The 20,844-nt window shown below is 73.1% G+C and carries 13 protein-coding genes; 9 read left to right on the top strand and 4 right to left on the bottom strand.

What is annotated here, in order from left to right; all coding sequences use genetic code 11:
- Window positions 1-94 precede the first annotated feature (94 nt).
- The 3 genes from ABKW28_RS19780 to ABKW28_RS19790 are packed head-to-tail and all read left to right on the top strand — an operon-like array spanning window position 95 to window position 3,222.
- Window positions 95-904, top strand: coding sequence for a deoxyribonuclease IV (locus ABKW28_RS19780; protein WP_348612664.1), 810 nt, complete (start codon window positions 95-97; stop codon window positions 902-904).
- A gap of 10 nt (window positions 905-914) precedes the next feature.
- Window positions 915-2,105, top strand: coding sequence for a peptidoglycan bridge formation glycyltransferase FemA/FemB family protein (locus ABKW28_RS19785; RefSeq protein WP_348612666.1), 1,191 nt, complete (start codon window positions 915-917; stop codon window positions 2,103-2,105).
- Window positions 2,106-2,112: 7 nt separating this feature from the next.
- The gene (locus tag ABKW28_RS19790; RefSeq protein ID WP_348612668.1) at window positions 2,113-3,222 is read left to right on the top strand and encodes an alanine racemase; all 1,110 of its coding nucleotides are present in this window, start codon (window positions 2,113-2,115) and stop codon (window positions 3,220-3,222) included.
- An 86-nt stretch (window positions 3,223-3,308) separates the two neighbouring features.
- Here ABKW28_RS19790 and ABKW28_RS19795 read toward each other — a convergent pair whose 3' ends face one another.
- Both ABKW28_RS19795 and ABKW28_RS19800 read right to left on the bottom strand, forming a co-directional pair.
- Window positions 3,309-4,724, bottom strand: coding sequence for a glycosyltransferase 87 family protein (locus tag ABKW28_RS19795; RefSeq protein WP_348612670.1), 1,416 nt, complete (start codon window positions 4,722-4,724; stop codon window positions 3,309-3,311).
- Window positions 4,721-7,042 carry a transglycosylase domain-containing protein gene (locus ABKW28_RS19800; RefSeq protein WP_348612672.1) on the bottom strand — a complete coding sequence of 774 codons (2,322 nt, stop codon included), beginning with the start codon at window positions 7,040-7,042 and terminating at the stop codon, window positions 4,721-4,723. Before ABKW28_RS19800 ends, ABKW28_RS19795 begins: the two co-directional genes overlap by 4 nt.
- A gap of 159 nt (window positions 7,043-7,201) precedes the next feature.
- Here ABKW28_RS19800 and ABKW28_RS19805 point away from each other — a divergent pair, with 159 nt between their 5' ends.
- From ABKW28_RS19805 to ABKW28_RS19815, 3 genes are all read left to right on the top strand, one after another.
- Window positions 7,202-7,915 carry a PadR family transcriptional regulator gene (locus ABKW28_RS19805; RefSeq protein WP_193671095.1) on the top strand — a complete coding sequence of 238 codons (714 nt, stop codon included), beginning with the start codon at window positions 7,202-7,204 and terminating at the stop codon, window positions 7,913-7,915.
- 20 nt (window positions 7,916-7,935) lie between these two features.
- Complete coding sequence (locus ABKW28_RS19810; RefSeq protein ID WP_193671094.1) at window positions 7,936-9,021, top strand: inositol-3-phosphate synthase; 1,086 nt, start codon at window positions 7,936-7,938, stop codon at window positions 9,019-9,021.
- 151 nt (window positions 9,022-9,172) lie between these two features.
- Window positions 9,173-13,120 carry a PKD domain-containing protein gene (locus tag ABKW28_RS19815; protein ID WP_348612674.1) on the top strand — a complete coding sequence of 1,316 codons (3,948 nt, stop codon included), beginning with the start codon at window positions 9,173-9,175 and terminating at the stop codon, window positions 13,118-13,120.
- A gap of 394 nt (window positions 13,121-13,514) precedes the next feature.
- Here ABKW28_RS19815 and ABKW28_RS19820 read toward each other — a convergent pair whose 3' ends face one another.
- Window positions 13,515-14,009: an SRPBCC family protein gene (locus ABKW28_RS19820; protein ID WP_348612676.1), complete on the bottom strand. Its 495-nt coding sequence runs from the start codon at window positions 14,007-14,009 to the stop codon at window positions 13,515-13,517.
- A 34-nt stretch (window positions 14,010-14,043) separates the two neighbouring features.
- Entirely contained in the window at window positions 14,044-15,459 is a 1,416-nt protein-coding gene (locus ABKW28_RS19825) for a CCA tRNA nucleotidyltransferase (RefSeq protein WP_193670601.1), read from the bottom strand.
- A 71-nt stretch (window positions 15,460-15,530) separates the two neighbouring features.
- Here ABKW28_RS19825 and ABKW28_RS19830 point away from each other — a divergent pair, with 71 nt between their 5' ends.
- From ABKW28_RS19830 to ABKW28_RS19840, 3 genes are all read left to right on the top strand, one after another.
- A complete protein-coding gene (locus ABKW28_RS19830; protein ID WP_348612678.1) occupies window positions 15,531-17,876 on the top strand; it encodes a DUF6049 family protein in 2,346 nt (781 codons plus the stop codon).
- Window positions 17,873-19,525, top strand: coding sequence for a murein biosynthesis integral membrane protein MurJ (murJ, locus tag ABKW28_RS19835; protein WP_348612680.1), 1,653 nt, complete (start codon window positions 17,873-17,875; stop codon window positions 19,523-19,525). The genes ABKW28_RS19830 and murJ overlap by 4 nt, the downstream gene beginning before the upstream one ends.
- Window positions 19,526-19,581: 56 nt before the next feature.
- Window positions 19,582-20,844, top strand: a 1,263-nt coding sequence (locus ABKW28_RS19840; protein ID WP_348612682.1) for a protein kinase family protein, incomplete at its 3' end; no start/stop codon positions are given.

Genomic DNA, 20,844 nt, shown 5'->3' on the forward strand with positions numbered 1-20,844 from the left:
CCCCCGTCAGCCCCCCCCGCCCAGCCGAGCACCGCGAGGAGGCCGGCGCCGGGCCCTGGGGTGCGTGGTCGGTGCCCGCTCCTAGGCTGGGGACATGTCGCCGCAGTCCCAGCAGATCGCCATCGGTGCCCACGTCGACCAGGCCGACCCGGTCGGGGAGGCCCGTGAGCGCGGGGTGCCGCTGGTCCAGATGTTCCTCGGCGACCCGCAGAGCTACCGAGGCCCCGAGATCCAGCACCCCGGCGGCGCGGCCGGCCTGCGCGACGAGGCCGCGGAGGCGGGGGTCGAGCTCTACGTGCACGCGCCGTACATCGTGAACGTCGCCACCACCAACAACCGCATCCGGATCCCCAGCCGCAAGCTCCTGCAGCAGCACATGGACGCCGCGGCCGAGATCGGCGCGAAGGGCCTGATCGTGCACGGGGGCCACGTCAACAAGGCCGACGACCCGTCGATCGGCTTCGACAACTGGCGCAAGGCCGTCGAGGCGACCGACGTCAAGATCCCGCTGCTGATCGAGAACACCGCCGGCGGGGACAACGCGATGACCCGCTACCTCGAGCGGATCTCCGGCGTGTGGGCCGCGATCGAGGGCACCGAGGGTGCCGACATGGTCGGCTTCTGCCTCGACACCTGCCACGCCCACGCCGGCGGCAACGCCCTCGAGACCGTGGTCGCCGACGTGCTGGCCATCACCGGACGCATCGACCTGGTGCACGCCAACGACAGCCGCGACGAGTTCGGCTCGGGCGCCGACCGGCACGCCAACTTCGGCGCCGGGCGCATCGACCCCGACCTGCTGGCCGCCGTGGTGCGCGACGCCGGCGCGCCGGTCGTGATGGAGACCCCGGGCCCCGCCGAGGCCCACGTCGCCGACGCGGCCTGGCTCCGCGATCGGCTGTAACGTCGCCGCCGTGACCCGCAGCGCGCCCCGAGCCGAGACCTCCGCCCCGATCCGGGTGCGGGAGATCACGCCTGCCGAGCACCTGGGGTTCCTCGAGACCCGCGAGTCGGCCAGCTTCCTGCAGACCCCCGCCTGGGGCCGGGTGAAGTCGGAGTGGCGCCGCGAGTCCCTGGGCTTCTTCGACGGCGACGAGCTCGTCGGCGCGGCGCTGGTGCTCTACCGCCAGCTGCCCCGCCTCAAGCGCTACCTCGCCTACGTGCCCGAGGGCCCGGTCATCGACTGGGCCGACGACGACCTGGCCCGCTGGCTGCGGCCGCTGGCCGCCCACTGCCGTGGGCGCGGCGCCTTCGGGGTGCGGATGGGCCCGCCGGTGGTCACCGCCCGCTGGAGCGCCCAGCAGGTCAAGGACGGCATCGCCGACGACGCCGTACGCCGCCTCGGCGACCTGGCTCCCCTCGAGCGCGACCACGTCGGCGCGCGGGTGCTCTCCCAGCTCGCGTCGCTGGGCTGGCGCCACCAGGGCGTGGAGGGCGGCTTCGCCGCCGGGCAGCCGCAGTTCGTCTTCCAGGTGCCGCTCGTCGACGCCGACGGCGCCGCCCTCGACGAGGACGCCGTGCTCAAGGCGATGAACCAGCAGTGGCGCCGCAACATCAAGAAGGCCGCCAAGGCCGGCGTCGAGGTGCAGTCGACCTCGGGCGTGGCCGAGGCGTTGGAGGCGCTGCCGGCCTTCCACGAGCTCTACGTGCACACCGCGGAGCGCGACCACTTCACCCCGCGCCCGCTCTCCTACTTCCGCACCATGGTCGAGGCGCTGGCCGGCGAGGGCGAGGAGCTCGGCCAGCCCGACCGGATGCGCCTGCACCTGGCCCGCCACGAGGGCGACCTGGTCGCGGCCACCATCGCGATCCGCGTCGGCACCCACGCCTGGTACTCCTACGGGGCCTCCTCCACCGAGAAGCGCGACGTGCGCGGCTCCAACGCGGCGCAGTGGGCGATGATGCGCGACGCGCTCGCCAGCGGCGCCCACGTCTACGACCTGCGCGGCATCACCGACACCCTCGACGGCGACGACAGCCACGTCGGGCTGATCCAGTTCAAGGTCGGCACCGGCGGCCAGGCAGTCGAGCTGGCCGGCGAGTGGGACCTGCCCCTCAACAAGGTGCTCTACCGCGCCTTCAGCCTCTACATGGCGCGCAGGTGAGCCCGCGATGAGCCTGGTCCTGACCGTCGACGGCCCGCGCTGGCGCGAGCACCTGCGCCGCACCGCCGCGGCCCACCCCGGCCTGGTGCCCGTCGTCAAGGGCAACGGCTACGGCTTCGGGCTGGGCCGCCTCGCGCGGCGTACCCAGTGGCTGGCCGAGCAGGACCTGGGCCACGACGCCGGGGCCGGCACCTGCGACACCCTGGCCGTGGGCATGTACGACGAGATCGGTGAGGTCGCCCAGCGCTTCGGCGGCAGCATCGTCGTGCTCACCCCGTGGCGCCCGTTCGGCACCGCGCGCGAGGCCACCGCCGACGACGCGCTGGCCGACCGGCTGGTGCACACGGTGGGCCGCCTCGACGACCTGCGCGACCTGCTCGAGCGCCGCCCCCGTGCCCGGTTCGTGCTGGAGCGGATGACCAGCATGCAGCGCCACGGCTTCAGCGCGCGCGGCCTGTGGTCGGTCGGCGAGGTGCTGCGCGCCCACCCCGGCGCCCGGCTCGAGGGCGTGGCCATGCACTTCCCCCTCGCCCACGGCTCGCACACCTCCGAGGCCTCGCGCCTGCTCACCGACGTGGTCGGCGCCGAGCTGCCCGAGGGCCCCGGCGCCCGCACGGTGTGGGTCTCGCACCTCAGCGACACCGAGCTGGCCGGCCTGGCCGCCCGCTGGCCCGAGTACCGCTTCCGCTCCCGGATGGGCACCGGGCTGTGGCTCGGCGAGCGCGGCGCGCTGTCGGTGACCTCGACCGTCCTCGACGTGCACCCCCTCGAGCGCGGCGACGTCTTCGGCTACCGCGGCCGCACCGCCCCCAAGTCGGGCCACCTGCTGGTCGTCACCGGCGGCACCGCCCACGGCATCGGTCTCGAGGCGCCCACCGGCGACCTGGGCCTGCGCGGGCGCGCCGCGACCCTGGCCCGCGGCGGCCTCGACGCGGTCGGCTTCGTGCGCTCCCCGTTCTCCATCGACGCCAAGCAGCGCCTCTTCGCCGAGCCGCCCCACATGCAGGCCTCCATGCTCTTCCTGCCGGCCGGCGCCCGGGTGCCGGCCGTCGGCGACACCGTCGACGTCCGGGTGCGCTACACCGCCACCACGTTCGACCGCATCGTCGTCACCTGAGGGTGCGCCGGACCCCTGCATGAGTCCCCGGCTGACCGGGGACTCCTGCACTTGTCAGGGGTTGCAACACCCGACAAGCGCTGGAGTCACCGGCTGGCCGGGGACTCCTGCAGCCGGTCCGTACGCCGCCGCACCGGGTCGTGGCGGGGCCGCCAGACGTCGCGGGCGACCAGGGCCACGAGGTAGAGCTCGGCGGCGACCCGGAGCACGATGGCGACCCAGTAGAAGCCGGCGTCACCGCCCCCGCCGGCGTCGAGGAGGCCGCCGAGGTACCACCAGACTGACGCGAAGTAGAGGACCTCGCCGGCCTGCCACACGAGCTGGTCGCGCAGCCGGGGCCGGGCGAGCACCGCGAGCGGGAGCAGCCACAGCACGTACTGCGGCGAGTAGACCTTGTTGACCAGCAGGAAGCCGGCGACCAGCAGGAAGCCGAGCTGCGCCAGGCGCGGGGTCTCGGGGGCCAGCATGCCGAGCACGAAGACCCCGGCGCACCAGGCGGCGAAGAACACCAGCGAGGTGGTGTTGATCGTGGAGGGCGTGATGTCGAGGTCGGCGGCCTGCGCGGCGACCAGCCACAACGAGCCGAGGTCGGCGCCGCGCTCGGAGTTGAAGGACCAGAAGACCCGCCACTGCTCGAGGCCGGTCAGCACGGCCGGCAGGTTGGCCAGCACCCACGCGACGCCCGCGCCCAGCCAGGCCAGCCCCAGCGCGCGCCACCGGCGCTCGCGCAGGCAGATCACCAGCAGCGCGCCCAGCAGGAAGAGCGGGTAGAGCTTGGTGGCGGTGCCGAGGCCGACCAGCACCCCGGTCAGCAGCGGTCGCCCGGTCGCCCACGCCCACGTCGCGCCCGCGACCAGCACCACCGCGAGCAGGTCCCAGTTGACCAGGCCGGTCAGCAGCAGCGCCGGGGAGACGGCGAACCACAGCGCGTCCCACGGTCGCCGCGGGTGGGTGCGGGCCAGCAGCCACACGGCGAGGAGGGTGAGCACCGCGAAGCCGAGCGCGTTGACGATGACGAAGGCGCGGATCTCGCGCTGGATCTCGACGTCGCCGAAGAGCGAGCCCGGGTCGGCGGCGCGGCGCGCGTCGAGGTCGGGCAGGCCGGTGAGCCCCTCGGTCAGCCCCTGCGCCACCAGCGCGGTGCCCCAGGCCCAGTAGGAGATCCCGACCGGGTACTCCATCACCTCGGGGTAGCGCTCGCGCAGCGTCTCGTCGCCCGAGTAGGGCCAGGCCCGCTCGACCAGCGCGCGTCCGGTGTAGAGGTAGGGCAGGTCGGAGTAGCACATCTGGCTGAAGCGGGCGTCGCTGTCGCTCCAGGTCTCGGAGTAGCAGGGCGCCTTCTGGAGCATCCCCAGCGCGACCACGACCGCGGCCAGGGCCAGCAGCACCCGCACCGGCGTCCACCAGGGGTGCCGGCCGGCGCGCTCACCCAGGGGCCCGCCGAGACCCTCGCTGAGGGTCGCGGCGAGCGGGTCCTCGCGGGTGGGCGCGCCGTCGGTCACTGCGTACGGCGCCGACCGGCCGTCGCCGCGTCGTCGGGGCGTCCGCTCGGGCTCGGGCTCGGGCCGCTGGTCCCGCCGCCGCCCCCGGCCGCGCCGCCGGACGACGACGGCGAGGACGTCGGGCTGCTCGACGGCGAGGAGCTGCCGCTGGGACCGCACAGGAGGCCGTCGCAGGTCTCCGACGGGCTCGGCGTCGGGGTAGGCGCCTCGGTGGTCGGCTCCTCGGTGGGGCTCGGCTCCTGGGTCGGCGACGGCTGCTTGGTGGGCGACTGCTGCGTGGGCTGCGGGCTCGACGGCGTCGGCGGGGCGGTCGTCGGCTCGTAGCCCGGGGGCGCCTCGCCGTCGACGAAGACCGGCTCGGGGAACTCCTCGACCTCCAGACCCTCCATCAGGTCGCTCATCACCGCGAGCCAGGTGTCGGCCGGGTAGGCGCCACCGAAGTACTCCGGCAGCCAGCCCTGCAGCTGCTCGTTGCCCTTGCCGCGCACGTACATCACCGCGGTCGACATCTGCGGGGTGTAGCCGGCGAACCAGGCCGAGGAGACCTCGCCCCTGCCGTTGGTGGCCGTGCCGGTCTTGCCGGCCGCGGGGCGGCCCAGGGCGAGCGCGGCGGTGCCGGAGCCGCCGGTGACGTTCTGCTGCAGCGCGTAGGAGACGTCGGCGGCGATGTCGGCGCCCACGGCACGCTCGGTGCTCTCCTCGTGGGTGTACTCGACCTCGCCGTCGGCGCCCACGACCTCCTCGACGACGTACGGCTCGGAGTAGACGCCCTCGTTGGCGATCGTCGCGTAGGCGTTGGCCATGTTGATCGGGCTCACGGTCGCGTTGCCCAGGGCGATGCCGGTGATCGGCTCGAGGCCCGGCGAGGTCGGCGGGATGCCGGCGGCGTTCTTGCCCGCCTCGCCCGGCGGGATGCCCATCGCGTTGGCCATGTCGAGGATCTTCTGGGGGCCCTTGTCCATCGCCAGGGTCATGTCGATGAAGGCGGAGTTCGCGGACTTCTGGGTCGCGTAGACCATGTCGATCGCCGAGCCGTAGCTCGAGTCGCCCTGGTTCTCGATCTCGGTGCCGTCGGGCAGCTCGTAGGGCGAGTTGCCGTCGAAGGTGTCGCGCAGCGAGAAGCCCTCCTTGATGGCCGCCGCGAGGGCGAAGGCCTTCAGCGTCGAGCCGGCCTGGCCGCCCGTGACGGCCCAGTTGTACTGCGACTGCACGTAGTCCTGGCCGCCGTAGAAGCCGCGCACGGCACCGCTGCCGGGCTCGACGCTGGCCACACCGACGTGCAGCTGCTTGTCGCCGAAGCCCTCGGGGCGCGCCTCGAGCACGCCCTCCTCGGCCGCGGTCATCGCGTCCTCGGTGAAGGTCGTGGTGACCCGCAGGCCGCCTCCGTCGATCTCGTCGTCGCTGAAGCCGAGGCGGTTGAGCTCGTCGCGCACCATCTCGAGCACGTGGCCCTTCTGGCCGCCGTAGGTGCTCTGGGCCTGGATCTTCGGGAACTTCGGCAGCCGCTTCACGGCCTTCTCCGCGGCCTCGGGAGTGATGGTCTCGAGCTTCTCCATCTGGCTCAGCACGTAGGCGTAGCGCCCCTTGAGGGCCTGCTTGGAGTCCTTGCCGCCGGCCGGGTCGAAGCGCGAGGGGTTGTTGAGCACCGAGGCCAGCACCGCCGACTGGCGCAGGTTCATGTCGGCGGCGTCCTTGTCGAAGTACGCCTGGGCGGCCGCCTGCACGCCGTACGCGCCGCGACCGAAGTAGATGGTGTTGAGGTAGCCCTGCAGGATCTCGGTCTTGGACTGCTGGCGGTGCAGCTTCAAGGCCAGGATGGCCTCCTTGACCTTGCGCTCGTAGGAGCGCTCCTGGGTCAGGTAGAGCACCTTGACGTACTGCTGGGTGATCGTGGACGCGCCCTGGGTGTCGTCGCCCGCGGCGTTGTTGAAGAAGGCCCGCGCGATGCCCTTCGGGTCCAGGCCCGAGTCGCTCCAGAACGACTGGTTCTCGGCGGCGACCACCGCGTCCTTGATGGAGTCGGGCATCTCGTCGTAGGAGATCGAGGTGCGGTCCTGGGTCGCGAAGCGGCCCGCCTCGGTCTTGCCGTCGGCGTAGTAGACGAAGGTCGTCTCGGTCTCGAACTCCGCGTTGGGGTCGGGGATGTCGGTGCTCTGGTAGAGGTAGAAGAACCCGCCGGCCGCGAGCAGGACCCCGACGACACCGGCGATCGAGCCCCACTTGAGGACGCTGAGGGAGCGCTGCTTCCAGGTGCGCGGCGTCTTCTTCTTGGGCGTCTTCTTCACGGCCGGGCCCGCGGCCCTGCGCTTGGCTGTCACGTCGGTGCTGCTCCAGGGGAAGGGGGCGCGCGGGGGGCGCCCGGTGGTCCGGACCGTCCATCAGGGTACGCACCCGCGGCCAGGACGCGCCGATCACGGCGCGACGCGGTTGACCACGCACTTTTCTCATCGCAGGGATATATCGCTACGATAGGTCGCATGGCACGTCGTGGAGAGACCATCGAGCTGGCAGTCCTCGGACTGCTGCACGAGGGACCCATGCACGGCTACGAGCTGCGCAAGCGGCTGAACCTGATGCTCGGCTGGGGCCGGGTGCTCTCGTACGGCTCGCTCTACCCGACGCTGAAGAAGATGCTGCGCGCCGGGCTGATCGACGAGTCCGCCCCCACCCGCACGCCCGTGAGCCGTCGGCCCCGGATCACCTACGAGGTCACCGAGGCCGGCACCCACGAGTTCGAGCGGTTGATGTCGGAGGTCGGTCCCACCGCGTGGGAGGACGACAACTTCGACATCCGCTTCGCCTTCTTCTCCTCCACCGACATGGAGATCCGGCTGCGGGTCCTCGAAGGCCGCCGCACCCGCCTCCAGGAGCGCCTGGAGCGGGTCCAGGGACAGCTGTCGATGACCCAGAAGGAGGTCGACCGCTACGCCGCGGAGCTGCAGCGCCACGGCGTCGAGTCGGTCGAGCGCGAGGTGCGGTGGCTCTCCGACCTCATCAACGCCGAGCGCGACGGCAACCACCCGGGGCGCGACGCGGCCCGACCGCAGTCCGCCCAGGCCCAGCAGTCCCCGCAGTCCCCTCGGGACGCGCACACCGACGAGAACGACGACCAGCACGTCCCACCGGACACCTCAGCCGAGGTGCCGGCGACCACAGCTCGACGACCCGGCCCCGCGGCCGGGGAGTCGTGAGACAAGGAAGGAACGACCCGATGGGTTCGGTTCGAGTAGCAATCGTGGGAGTCGGCAACTGCGCCACCTCCCTCGTCCAGGGTGTCGAGTACTACAAGGACGCCGACCCCGAGGGCAGCGTCCCCGGTCTGATGCACGTCATGTTCGGCGAGTACCACGTCAAGGACGTCGAGTTCGTCGCCGCCTTCGACGTCGACGACATGAAGGTCGGCAAGGACCTCTCCGAGGCCATCCACGCCTCCCAGAACAACACCATCAAGATCGCCGACGTGCCCACCCTGGGTGTCGAGGTCCAGCGCGGCCCGACCCTCGACGGCCTGGGCAAGTACTACCGCGAGACCATCGAGGAGTCCGGCGCCGAGCCGGTCGACGTCGTGGCCACGCTGCGTGAGGCCGAGGTCGACGTGATGGTCTCCTACCTGCCCGTGGGCTCGGAGGAGGCGGACAAGTTCTACGCCCAGTGCGCCATCGACGCCGGCGTGGCCTTCGTCAACGCCCTGCCCGTCTTCATCGCCTCCGACCCCGAGTGGGCCAAGAAGTTCGAGGACGCCGGCGTCCCGATCGTCGGCGACGACATCAAGAGCCAGGTCGGCGCCACCATCACCCACCGCGTGATGGCCCGCCTGTTCGAGGACCGCGGCGTGACGCTGGACCGCACCTACCAGCTCAACGTCGGCGGCAACATGGACTTCAAGAACATGCTCGAGCGCGAGCGCCTGGAGTCCAAGAAGGTCTCCAAGACCCAGGCCGTCACCTCGAACCTGACCGGTGAGCTCAAGGGCAAGATCTCCGACCGCAACGTGCACATCGGTCCCTCCGACCACGTCGAGTGGCTCGACGACCGCAAGTGGGCCTACGTGCGCCTCGAGGGCCGTGCCTTCGGCGACGTGCCGCTGAACCTCGAGTACAAGCTCGAGGTCTGGGACTCCCCCAACTCGGCCGGCATCATCATCGACGCCCTGCGCGCCGCCAAGATCGCCAAGGACCGCGGCATCGGCGGACCGATCATCTCGGCGTCGTCGTACCTGATGAAGTCCCCGCCGGTGCAGCTGCCCGACGACGAGGGCCGCCGTCGCGTCGAGGCGTTCATCGCCGGCGACGAGTAGCCAGCAGCTCCCAGGAGCACCAGCAGCACGACGAACGGCGCGGACCCACCCGGGTCCGCGCCGTTCGTCGTCGGACGTAACCCCGGGTGTACGGGGGTCGTTGCCCGGGGGACGCGCCCCTACCAGGGGGCGCCCCGTCTCGAGGACCACCATGCACCCCACACCCCGCCACCGCCGGCGGCTCCGGGCCACCGCCCTGCTCGCCGCCGGCACCACCGCACTCTCGGCGATCGGGGCCCTCGGCCTCGGAGCCACCGCCGGCGCCGCCCCTGCCAGCACACCCGCCAGCGCCCTCGCCGCCACCGCGGCCCCCGGCGACGTGGCCGCCCCGCCCAGCGAGGCCACCCTGGGCGACCTCGCCGTCGAGAACAGCTTCGTCTCCTCGGTGGGCTGGGTGAAGCCCGGTGAGACCTACCCCTCGCGGATCCTGCTCACCAACTCCGGCACCACCCCGGTCACCGGTGTGAGCATCACCGTCACCGCCCCGCGCGGCAGCACCATCACCGGCGCCCGCGCGCCGGGCGGGACCTCCGCCAGCCCGGTGCCCGCCGGCGGCACCGAGACCCTCGTGTGGACCGTGCCGCTGGTGCCCGCCGGCAGCGCCGAGTCGCCGGCCCGGGTCACCCTGGTGCTGGAGCACCGGGCCGACTCGCTGGCCCAGGAGCCCACCATCGTGTGGCGCGACCTGTCGACCACCGCCCGGATCACCCGTGCGGCGCAGAGCACCAGCGTGACCAGCCACGGCCCGAAGGTGATCCCGCCCGACGAGATCTACGACACCGCGCGCTACGGCGACCGCCCCTTCCCGATCGTCCCGGTGCAGTACACCGACCGCGCCTACCAGGCCACCCACACCGGCGACCAGCTCGAGAAGGTCATCAACGACCCGGCCTTCGAGGGCTCGACCTTCAACCTGTTCCAGGAGATGAGCCTGGGCCAGCTGTTCCCCGAGGGCACCGTGCCCTCGGCCGGCCTCGACGGCACCGACTTCACCTACGCGCCGGGCTTCGAGTTCACCGGGGTCGAGCCGGGCCAGACCTGCACCGGCGGCCTGACCTACGCCGACTCCCCCCTCGACCCGGCCGGCACCCCGCTCTACCCCGAGCGGATCAGCGACGGCGTCTACAACCTGCCCGGCAACACCGCCTACTACGGCGCCGACGCCAACGGCTCCGCGCTGATCGGCGCGCTCGCCGGCGTCGGAGCCCTCCAGGCCATCGACAGCGGCTGCGGCACGCCCGGCAAGATGGTCTACGACGCCGCGGCGATCGCCGACCCCGAGGTCGACTACTCCGACTTCGACACCGACAAGGACGGTGTCGTCGACTTCTTCATGGCCGTCTTCGCCGGCTGTGGCGGCAACGGCGCCAGCCAGCTCAGCGTGGCCGGCTGCGAGTACGCCGGCGCGCCGTACGACAACGTGTGGCCGCACTCCTCGTCGCTGGAGTTCTACTACACCGACCCGACGACCGGGCTGGCCGGCTTCACCACCGACGACCAGCTCAAGGACCTCGAGGGCCGCCCGCTCTGGTACACCGACACCGCGCGGACCACGATGACCACGACCGACAAGGGCGCCGACCTCAAGGTCTTCGTCCGGGTCGGGCCCTACAACGTCAACCCCGAGACCGCCATCGACGCCGCGAGCGTGATCAGCCACGAGTACGGCCACTCGCTGGGCCTGCCGGACTTCTACTCCACCGGCAGCCGCGAGACCTACGGCGACTGGAACCTGATGGCCACCGACCAGTCGCAGAACATGGACGCGTTCTCGCGCCAGGAGATGGGCTGGGTCGTCCCGCAGGTCCTCGACGCCTCGACGTCGGTCACGGGCTGGAAGGACTCCAAGACCGACATCGACGCCATCACGTGGCAGACCCCCGACGGCACGCCGTACACGCTGCGGGAGGGCACCGACGGCCGCGTGCAGAACTCGCAGATGTACGTCGCCAAGCTGCCCGGTCGCCAGCTGCTCGACCCGGCCGTCTTCGACTCCGGTGACAAGGCGAGCAAGACCCACGCGTGGTGGTCGGGCTCGGGCAACGACTTCGGCTGCGCTCCGCAGAGCGGTCGCAACCTCGACGTGGCGATCCCCCAGCTGGCCAGCGTGCCCGCGGGCAGCACCGTCGAGCTGTCGATGAAGTCGTGGTGGGACATCGAGTGGGACTACGACTACGGCTTCGTGCTCACCACCACCGACGGCGGCAAGACCTACACCTCCCACGAGTCGGAGGAGGGCTACACCACCTCCAACACCGACCCCACGGCCGGCAACCCCAACCAGAACCAGTGCCAGGCCACCTTCGACAACGGCCTGACCGGCACCTCCGGCAGCTACCAGGCCGGCTCGGAGGCCATCGACCGCAAGCTGGGCGAGACCCCCGAGGCGGTCTTCCTCGCCGACCGCTACGACATCAGCGAGCTCGCCGGGCAGCAGGACGGCGCGCTGCGCTTCAGCTACGCCACCGACCCGGGCCTGGCCCGGCCCGGCTGGTTCGTCGACGACCTCAAGGTCACCGTCACCGAGCCCGGCAAGGCGCCGTACGACGTGCTGGTCGCCGACCTCGAGACCAGCGGCGGTCCCGACGACGGCCGCATCTTCAACGGCGGCTGCCGCAAGGACCTGGCGGTGGCCCAGAGCTGCACCCAGGGCTGGAAGTTCCTGCAGGCCGGCGCGGCCTCGCAGCAGGACCACGCCTACTACCTCGAGATGCGTGACCGGTCGGGCTTCGACTTCGACGGCAAGGGCCAGGCCGACCGCGGCGGCGCCGCCTTCGAGGCCGGCCTCTCGCTGGTCTACACCGACGAGGCGCACGGCTACGGCAACACCGGCACCGACAACCCGCCGGCCCAGTCGCCGCTCGACGCGACGCCCACCCCGGGCAGCGACACCCCCGAGCTGGCGGACGCGGCGTTCACCGCAGCGGCGGGGCGCTCGAGCTTCTCCGACGCCCCGGCGAAGCCGCACGTGGACAACTACTCCGACCCGAGCACCACGTCGGGCGACTGGGAGTTCGCGTTCGGCTGCCTCGGCTTCACCGTCAAGGAGATGACCGGCGCCGACGCGGCCCCGGCCAACAACCTGACCGGCTCGGTCGACCTCAGCGTCGGATCCGGCTGCGGCGAGTTCGACTACGGCTACCTCGACGAGGAGCCGGCCGGCGACAACACCGCGCCGCAGGCCGCGGCCAAGGCCACCCCGGCCACGGTCGAGACCGGCGACGAGGTCACTCTCTCGGCCGCGGGCAGCACCGACGCCCAGACGCCGGCCGCCGACCTCGACTACAGCTGGGACCTCGGCGACGGAGGCAGCACCAAGGACGCGACCGGCGAGGTCGTGACCGCGTCGTACGAGACGGCGGGCACCAAGACCGCCACGGTCACGGTGACCGACCCGCAGGGCGCCGTCGACACCGCGTCGGTGACCATCACCGTCACCGAGGGCGACGGCGAGAACACCGCCCCCACCGCCGAGGCGCGGGCCAAGCCGGCGCGCGCGACCAACGCGCGCTCGGTGCGGCTGTCGGGCAAGGGCTCCAGCGACGCCGAGACGGACGTCAAGGACCTGACCTACACCTGGGACTTCCACGACGGCGGCAGCGAGGTCGACGCCCGTGGGCGCCGCACCAAGCACCGCTTCCGCGAGGCGGGCATCCAGAAGGTGACCCTGACGGTCACCGACGAGGCCGGCGCCAGCGACACCGACACGATCCGGTTCCGCGTGCACCGGTTCTCGGCCTGCCAGTCCGGCAAGGTCGAGCGCTCCGGCTCGTGGCGCACGGTCGGGTCGCAGCGCGGGCCCGGAGGCAACTACTGCGACAACGCGGCCAAGGGCCAGGGCGGCGGCAAGGACGTGCTGCGCCTCGACTTCAGCGGCCCGCAGGCCGCCGTGGTCTACGGCACCGACGCCCGGGGCGGCAAGGCCACGGTGCTCGTCGACGGCGAGCGCGTGGGGGTGGTCTCGTTCAGGAGCGACGAGCCCTCGCGGCGCGTGGCCCTCGAGCGCCGGTTCACCGGTCTCGGCAATGGGTCGCACACGCTCGTGCTGAAGGTCCGCTCCCGGCTGGCCTACGTCGACGGGTTCGTGACCAGGAAGTAGCGCCAGCAGCACAGCCAGCAGCACAGCGCCGGCGCCGGTCCCCGCGTGGGGCCGGCGCCGGTCTGCGTCCGCGCCGACTCCGCTGGTCGAGCAGTGACGAGCGCCAGCGAGGAACGACGCCGAGACCCAGTGACCGACGTGCCCGCCGTGCGCCATGGCGTCACCGGGTCTCGGCGTCGCTCGAGCCTCCGGCCCTCGCTGCTCGACCAACGGTGCGGCGCTGTCGTTGGTCGAGCAGTGACGAGCGCCAGCGAGGAACGTCGCCGAGACCCGGTGACCAACGAGCTCACCGTGCACCATGGGGTCACGGGGTCTCGGCGTCGCTCGAGCCTCCGGCCCTCGCTGCTCGACCAACGACGAGTGGCCCTCGCTGCTCGACCAACGGTGGGACGGGTCAGGAGGCGAGAGTGTCGCGCATCCGCTCGAGGGTGCGCTGCATCCCCGCGCGCAGCTCGTCGGTGAAGGCGGGGACGCCGCCGAAGGCGACCTTGGTCAGCCCGAGCGAGAGGGGCGAGACGCCCTCGGGGGACTCACGCTTGTGCACGATGCGGGTGCGGGTGCCGCCGTCGAGCGGCTCGAGGGTGAAGGACCACACGGTGCGGTTCTCGACGACGCGGAAGGCCACCTCGCGGTGCGGCTCGAAGCGCACCACCTTGGCCTGGGTGGGCCAGTGCATCCAGCCCCGGTGGTTGAGGTTGATCATCCGGCTCCCCAGCCGCACCGCGCCGCCGGGCACGAAGGTGCGCCGCACCTGCGGGCTCCACTCCGGCATCCGGCGCACGTCGCTGACCAGCGCCCAGGTCTGGGCCGGAGTCGCGTCGACCTCGATCTCGGCGTGCAGGTCGGTGCTGGACTCGGGGCCGGACTGGGGACTGGGTGCGGTCGTCATGGCCGTGACCGTACCGTCGGTATGCCGTGCTCGGCTAGCGCTGTGCCCACCAGGCGAGCAGCTCCTCGCGGGCCCGCTCCTCGCCCAGCGGCCCCTCGTCCATCCGCAGCTCGAGCAGGTGCCGGTAGGCCTCGCCGACCTCGCGACCGGGGCCGACACCGAGGATCTCCATGATCTGGTTGCCGTCGAGGTCGGGGCGCATCGCGCCCAGCTCCTCGGCCTCGGCCAGCCGCTCGATGCGCGCCTCGAGGTCGTCGTAGGTGCGCGCCAGGCGCTCGGCCTTGCGCCGGTTGCGGGTGGTGGAGTCGGCGCGGGTCAGCACGTGCAGCCGGGTCAGCTGGTCGCCGGCGTCGCGGACGTAGCGGCGCACCGCCGAATCGGTCCACTCCCCGCTGCCGTAGCCGTGGAAGCGCAGGTGCAGCTCGACCAGGGTGCTGACCGCGTCGATGTCGTCGTTGGAGAAGCGCAGCGCCTTCATCCGCTTGCGGGTCAGCTTGGCGCCGACCACGTCGTGGTGGTGGAAGGTGACGGTGCCGTCGTCGAGGAAGCGTCGGGTGCGCGGCTTGCCGACGTCGTGCATCAGCGCCGCCAGCCGCGAGACCAGGTCGGGCCCGCCGAGGCGCTCCTCCTCCTGGTCGATGGCCTGCTCCAGCACCGTCAGGGTGTGCTCGTAGACGTCCTTGTGCCGGTGGTGCTCGTCGCGCTCGAGAGCCAGGGCCGGCAGCTCGGGCAGCACCAGCTCGGCCAGCCCGGTGTCGACCAGCAGCGTGAGCCCGCGCCGCGGGTAGGGCCCCATCACCAGCTTGACCAGCTCGTCGCGCACCCGCTCGGCGGAGATGATGTCGATGCGCCCGGCCATCGCGCTCATCGCCGCCACCACCGACTCGTCGACCTCGAAGCCGAGCTGGGCGGCGAAGCGCGCCGCGCGCATCATCCGCAGCGGGTCGTCGGAGAAGGAGTCCTCGGGCGTGCCCGGGGTGCGCAGCACCCGGTGGGCCAGGTCGAGCACGCCCCCGTGCGGGTCCTCGACCTCGCGGCCGGGCAGCCGCACCGCCATCGCGTTGACGGTGAAGTCGCGGCGCCCCAGGTCGCCGGCCAGGGTGTCGCCGAAGGCCACGTCGGGGTTGCGCGACGACGGGTCGTAGGACTCCGAGCGGTAGGTCGTGATCTCGACCTGCCACTCGCCCTTGCGGCAGCCGATGGTGCCGAAGTCGCGGCCCATGTCCCACATCGCGTCGGCCCAGCCCTTGAGCAGCCGCTCGGTCTGCTCCGGGCGCGCCGAGGTCGTCAGGTCGAGGTCGTTGTGGTGGCGGCCCAGCATCGCGTCGCGCACCGGACCACCGACCAGCGCGATCTCGTGGCCGGCCTCGGTGAAGCGACGGCCGAGCTCGTCGATGACGGGAGCGATGCGGTCGAGCTCGGCGGCGACCGATCGCTGCACCTCGACCATGCTGAGGGGGGCGGGCTCGTCGTGGGGCACGGGCCGACAGTCTAGGTGCCGGCCCCCACTACAGTCGGGGCGTGGTCCTCCCCCGCTCACTGCGCCCTGCCCCCGGGGCCCGGCACGGTCGACGCGGGGGTGCCGGACGGCTGGTGGCCGGCGGCGTCGCGGGCGTCGTGGTGGCGATGAGCACGGCCGGCGGACTCGTCGCGCCGGCCCAGGCGTCGTACGCCGCCGCCGCCGACGAGGGCGACCCGGAGCCGCTCAGCGTCACGATCGAGTCGCTGACCCCCGGCGAGCTGCCCCGCTCGGGCCCCATCGAGGTCAGCGGCACCGTCACCAACGTCGACGACGAGACCTGGACCACCGTCAACCTCTATCCCTTCCTCGGCGACACCGCGCTGACGACGCCAGCCGACCTCAGCGAGGCGCGCAGGACCCCGGTGCGCGACTTCGTCGGCGCCCGGGTCACCGACCCCGGCCCGTACGCGACGATCGAGACCCTCGAGCCCGGCGAGTCGGCCGACTACTCCTTCACCGTGGCCCGGTCGCGCCTCGACGTCGACGAGCGCGGCGTCTACTGGTTCGGGGTGCACGCGCTGGGCCAGGACGCCGCGGGACGCGACCTCAACGCCGACGGCCGGGCCCGCACGTTCCTGCCCTGGGTCGGCGGCGAGGACCGCAGCCTGCCGGTCTCGGTGGTGGTCCCGCTGCGCAAGCGGGTGCTGCACGACGCGCAGGGCCGGGTCGCCGGCCTCGAGTCGTGGGAGCGGGCCCTGGCCCCCGGCGGGGCGCTCACCGAGCTCGTCGACCTCGGTGCCGGCGCCGACGACGCCTCCCTGACCTGGCTGGTCGACCCCGCGGTGGTCGACGCCGCGAGCCGGTTGGCCGCCGGCAACCCGCCCCGTTCCATCGAGCCGACGATCGACCCGGCCGACCCCGACGCCCCCGACGGCGACCAGACGGACCCGACCGGCACGCCGGGCGCCGACGACTCCCCGCTCGCACCGGAGACGGATCCGGCCCCCGAGGACGCCGACCCGACCGCGCCCGGGCCGACCGAGCGCAGCACCGTGCCCCCGCGCCTCGACGAGGAGGCGCTCTCCGAGCTCGACCCCCAGGCCGAGCAGCTGGCCCGCGACGCCGACGACTGGCTCGACGCGCTCGGCGCGGCGGTGCAGCCGGGCTCGCAGGTGCTGGCGCTGCCGTACGGCGACCTCGACGTCGCCGCCGCCGCGCGCCTGTCCCCCGAGCTCTACCGCTCGGCCCGCCGGCGCTCCGGCTCCGAGCTCGAGGGCGTCGAGCTCAGCACGAGCCCGGCGCTCGCCTCCCCGCTCGGCTTCCTGCCCCTGGAGACGCTGGCCGAGGCCCGCGAGGACGAGACGATCCTGCTCACCGACCGGATGCTCGACGGCCAGCGGGCCGTCGACCCGCTGCCCACCGTGGTCTCCGTCGACGACAGCACGGTGGTGCTGTCGTCCTCGGGTGCCGCCGACGGCGGGCCGGGCCCGGGTGATCGGCTCTCGACGCTCGCGCTGCGCCAGCGGGTGCTGAGCGAGGCCGCCGTGCGGCTGCTCGACACCGGTCGGCGCTCCCCGCTGGTGCTGACCCTGCCGCTGGGCTGGGTGCCCGACGGCGACGGCACCGCCTTCTTCGAGGGGCTCGGCACCTCGTGGGTCGACCTCGACACGGTCGCCGAGGCGACGGCCGGGCGCCGGCCCCTGCCCGTGGACCCCGACGAGCTGCGCTACCCCGACAGCCAGCTCGAGGCCGAGCTCGGGCCCACCGACCTCGCCGCCGTCACCGAGCTCGTCGAGGCCGGCCAGCACCTGCAGGACCTGCTCACCTTCAACGACCGGGTCGGCTCGGTGGTCTCGGCGACCGCCTACCCCACCGCCTCGTTCCTGACCCGGCCGGCGCGGGCAGCGGCGCTGCGCTCGGCCCGCACCGCGACCGACGACGTGCGCGACCTGCTGGGCGCGATCGAGGTCAGCGCACCGCCCGGGGTCACCCTGTCGAGCGCCAGCGGGCGGCTGCCGGCGACGATCACCAACAACCTCGACCAGGCCGTGACGGTGCGCCTCGACGCCCGCTCCGACCAGCCGATGACGCTGCGGGTCCCCGAGAGCATCGAGATCGGCCCCGAGAGCTCGACCACCGTGCTGCTGGGCGCCACCACCGAGCAGCAGGGCGTGCACAACGTGACCCTGGTGCTCACCGACGTCAACGACGTGCCGCTCGGCGACGTCGACGTCGTGCCGATCCGTGCGGCCCAGGTGAGCCGGGTGATCTGGCTGATCATGGGTGCCGGGGCGGCGCTGCTGCTGGGCGCCATCGTGGTCCGGCTCGTACGCCGCGTGCGCGCGGCCCGCGCCTCCTCCCGCGCCCAGCCCGCCCAGCCCGACCAGCCCCAGGAGCAGGCGTGAGCACCAGCACCGACGACGAGCGCTCCAGCATCCTCGGCTCGTCGGCAGTGATGGCCGCGGGCACCACGTTCTCGCGCCTCAGCGGCTTCATCCGGGCCTCGCTGCTGGCCGCGGCGCTGGGCAACCTGCTGCACGCCGACGCGTTCAACATCGCCAACACGATCCCGAACATGCTCTACATCCTGCTGGCCGGCGGCGTGTTCAACGCGGTGCTGGTGCCCCAGCTGGTGCGGGCGCTGCAGCACGACGACGACCGCGGCGAGGCCTACACCAACCGGATCGTGACGCTGGCCGGGCTCTTCCTGGCTGGCGTGACGGTGCTGCTGGTCGTGGCCGCGCCCCTGGTGGTGGGCCTCTACACGACCGACTGGCCCCCGGAGGTGCGCGAGTCGACGATCGACTTCGCCCGCTACTGCCTGCCGCAGGTCTTCTTCTACGGCATGTTCGTGCTGGTCGGGCAGATCCTCAACGCCCGCGGCACGTTCGGGCCGATGATGTGGGCCCCGATCGCCAACAACGTCGTGGCCGTGGCCACCCTCGTGGTCTACCTGCTGGTCTTCGGCGCCGCCCGCGAGTCCGAGCGGTTCGCCGGGTTCAGCGCCTCCGAGGAGCTGCTGCTGGGCCTGGGCTCCACCGCGGGCATCGTGCTCCAGCTGCTGGTGCTGCTCCCGTTCCTGCGCCGCGCCGGCTTCCGGTTCGTGCCGCGCTTCGACTTCCGCGGCACCGGCCTGGGCCACACCCTGCGCCTGGGCGGCTGGACGGTCGGCTTCGTGGTCGTCAACCAGGCGGCGTACACGGTCGTGATCAACCTGGCCTCGACCGGCACGGCCGGCGGCGACCCCGACGGCACCGGCGCGACGATCTACTCGGCCGCGTTCCTGATCGTGATGGTGCCGCACTCGATCATCACGGTCTCGCTGGCCACCGCGATCCTGCCGCGGCTCTCGGCCCGCGCCGCCGGCAACGACCTGCGGGCGCTGGGCGAGACGCTCTCGTCGACGCTGCGCACCGCGCTGGCGGTGATCGTGCCGTTCGCGGCCCTGCTGCCGCTGCTGGCCCCCGACCTGCCGCGCATCCTGTTCGGGTACGGCGCTGCGGCCGACACCGTCGGCAACTACGTGCCGACGCTCGCGCTCTTCGGGCCCGGCCTGGTCTTCTTCACCGTCCACTACGTGGTGCTGCGCGGCTTCTACTCCCTCGAGCAGACCCGCACCGTCTTCCTCGTGCAGTGCGCCGTGGGGCTGACCAACGTCGGGGTCGCGCTGGCCCTGGTGCTCAACACCGGCCCCGCCGCGACCGCGCCCTCGCTCGTGCTGGCCTACGCGGCGGCGTACGCCGTCGGCTCGTTCGTCTCGTGGAGCGTGCTCTCGCGCCGGATCGGCGGTCTCGGCGGCCGGGCCCTGCTGCGCTTCGCGGTGCGCACCCTGCTGGTGGTCGCCGTGAGCACCGCGGTGGCCGGGCTGGTCGCCTGGGCGCTGCACCAGGTCGGCCCCGAGGAGAGCCGGGCGATGGCCGGCCTGCGGGTGGCGGTCGTGGGTGCCGTCGACGTGGCGCTCTTCCTGGTGCTGGCCCGGCTGGTGCGCCTGAGCGAGGTCACCGACGTGCTGCGCACTCTCACCCGCCGCGTCCCCGCCCCGCAGCGCGACTGACCCCCCTACGATGGCCGGAAGCCCGTCCACCTGCCGAGCCCCCGCGAAGGAGCGCAGTGCCTCACTCGATCCGGCCCGGTGACCTGCTCGCCGGCCGGTACCGCCTCGTCGACCTGCTCAGCGAGAGCGGGAACGGGCGCTTCTGGCGTGCCCACGACCGGATCCTCGAGCGGCACGTGGCGCTGCACGTGATCTCCGCCGATGACCCGCGCTCCGAGGGGCTGCTGCGGGCCGCCCGCCGCTCGGCGACCGTGCTCGACCCCCACATCCTGCGGGTGCTCGACGCCGAGGAGCTCGACGGCCTCTGCTATGTCGTCAACGAGTGGGGCACCGGCACGTCGCTCGACATCATGCTCGGCGCCGGCGGGGTCCTCTCGCCGCGCCGCGCAGCCTGGATCGTGGCCGAGGTCGGCGCGGCCGCCACCGTCGCGCACGGCGCCGGCGTCGCCCACGGGCGGCTCAACCCCGAGAACGTCCTGGTCGACCTGCACGGCTCGATCCGGGTCATCGGCTGGTGCGTCGACGCCGCCCTGCACGGCAACCCCGACCCGCGTGTCGAGGACGACGTCGACGACCTGGCCGGGCTGCTCTACGCCGCCCTCACCGGCCGCTGGGCCGGCGCCTCGGACTCCGCGGTGCCCTCCGCCCCCCGCGAGCACGGCCGGGTGCTGCGCCCCCGGCAGGTGCGGGCCGGCATCCCCCGCCCGCTCGACGTGCTCTGCGACGAGGTCCTCGACCTCTCCGGACGCGGTCGCGGCCTGCGGGCCCCCGAGTCGTCGCGCGGCCTGACCGCGGCGCTGGAGGACTTCGTCGGCGACCCGGCCGGCATCCCCGAGTCGCTGGTCGAGCGGCTGGTCTCGCGCGGCAGCGGCCCGGTGCGCTTCAGCGCCGTGCCCGAGCTGGGGCTGCGCCCGGCCGACGAGCCCGAGGTGGAGCCCACCCGCGTGGTGCGCGCCGAGGACCTGCCCCGCGACGAGCCGACGACCCCCGTGCCGGACGAGCCCAAGGCGCCCGAGGAGCCCACGGTCGCGGTGCCGCTGCAGGCACCCGCCGCTCCCGGACCGGAGACGGAGCCGGACGCACCGACCCAGGTGACCGAGATCGACACCGACCTCGACGCCGACCTCGACGCCGACACGGACACCGACGCCGGTGCCGAGCCCGGCCCCGTCGTCGAGCCGGAGGGCGACCTGCCGACCCAGGCCGGGCTGCCGTCCTTCGACGACGAGGAGCGGGAGGGCCGCAGCCAGCGGCCGGTGCCCGGACCGCCGCCGCCTCCGCTGGAGGAGCCCGCCCCGCGGCCCCTCTTCGCCCTGTCT

The organism is Nocardioides sp. 31GB23, from assembly GCF_040012395.1.
Taxonomy (GTDB): domain Bacteria; phylum Actinomycetota; class Actinomycetes; order Propionibacteriales; family Nocardioidaceae; genus Nocardioides; species Nocardioides salarius.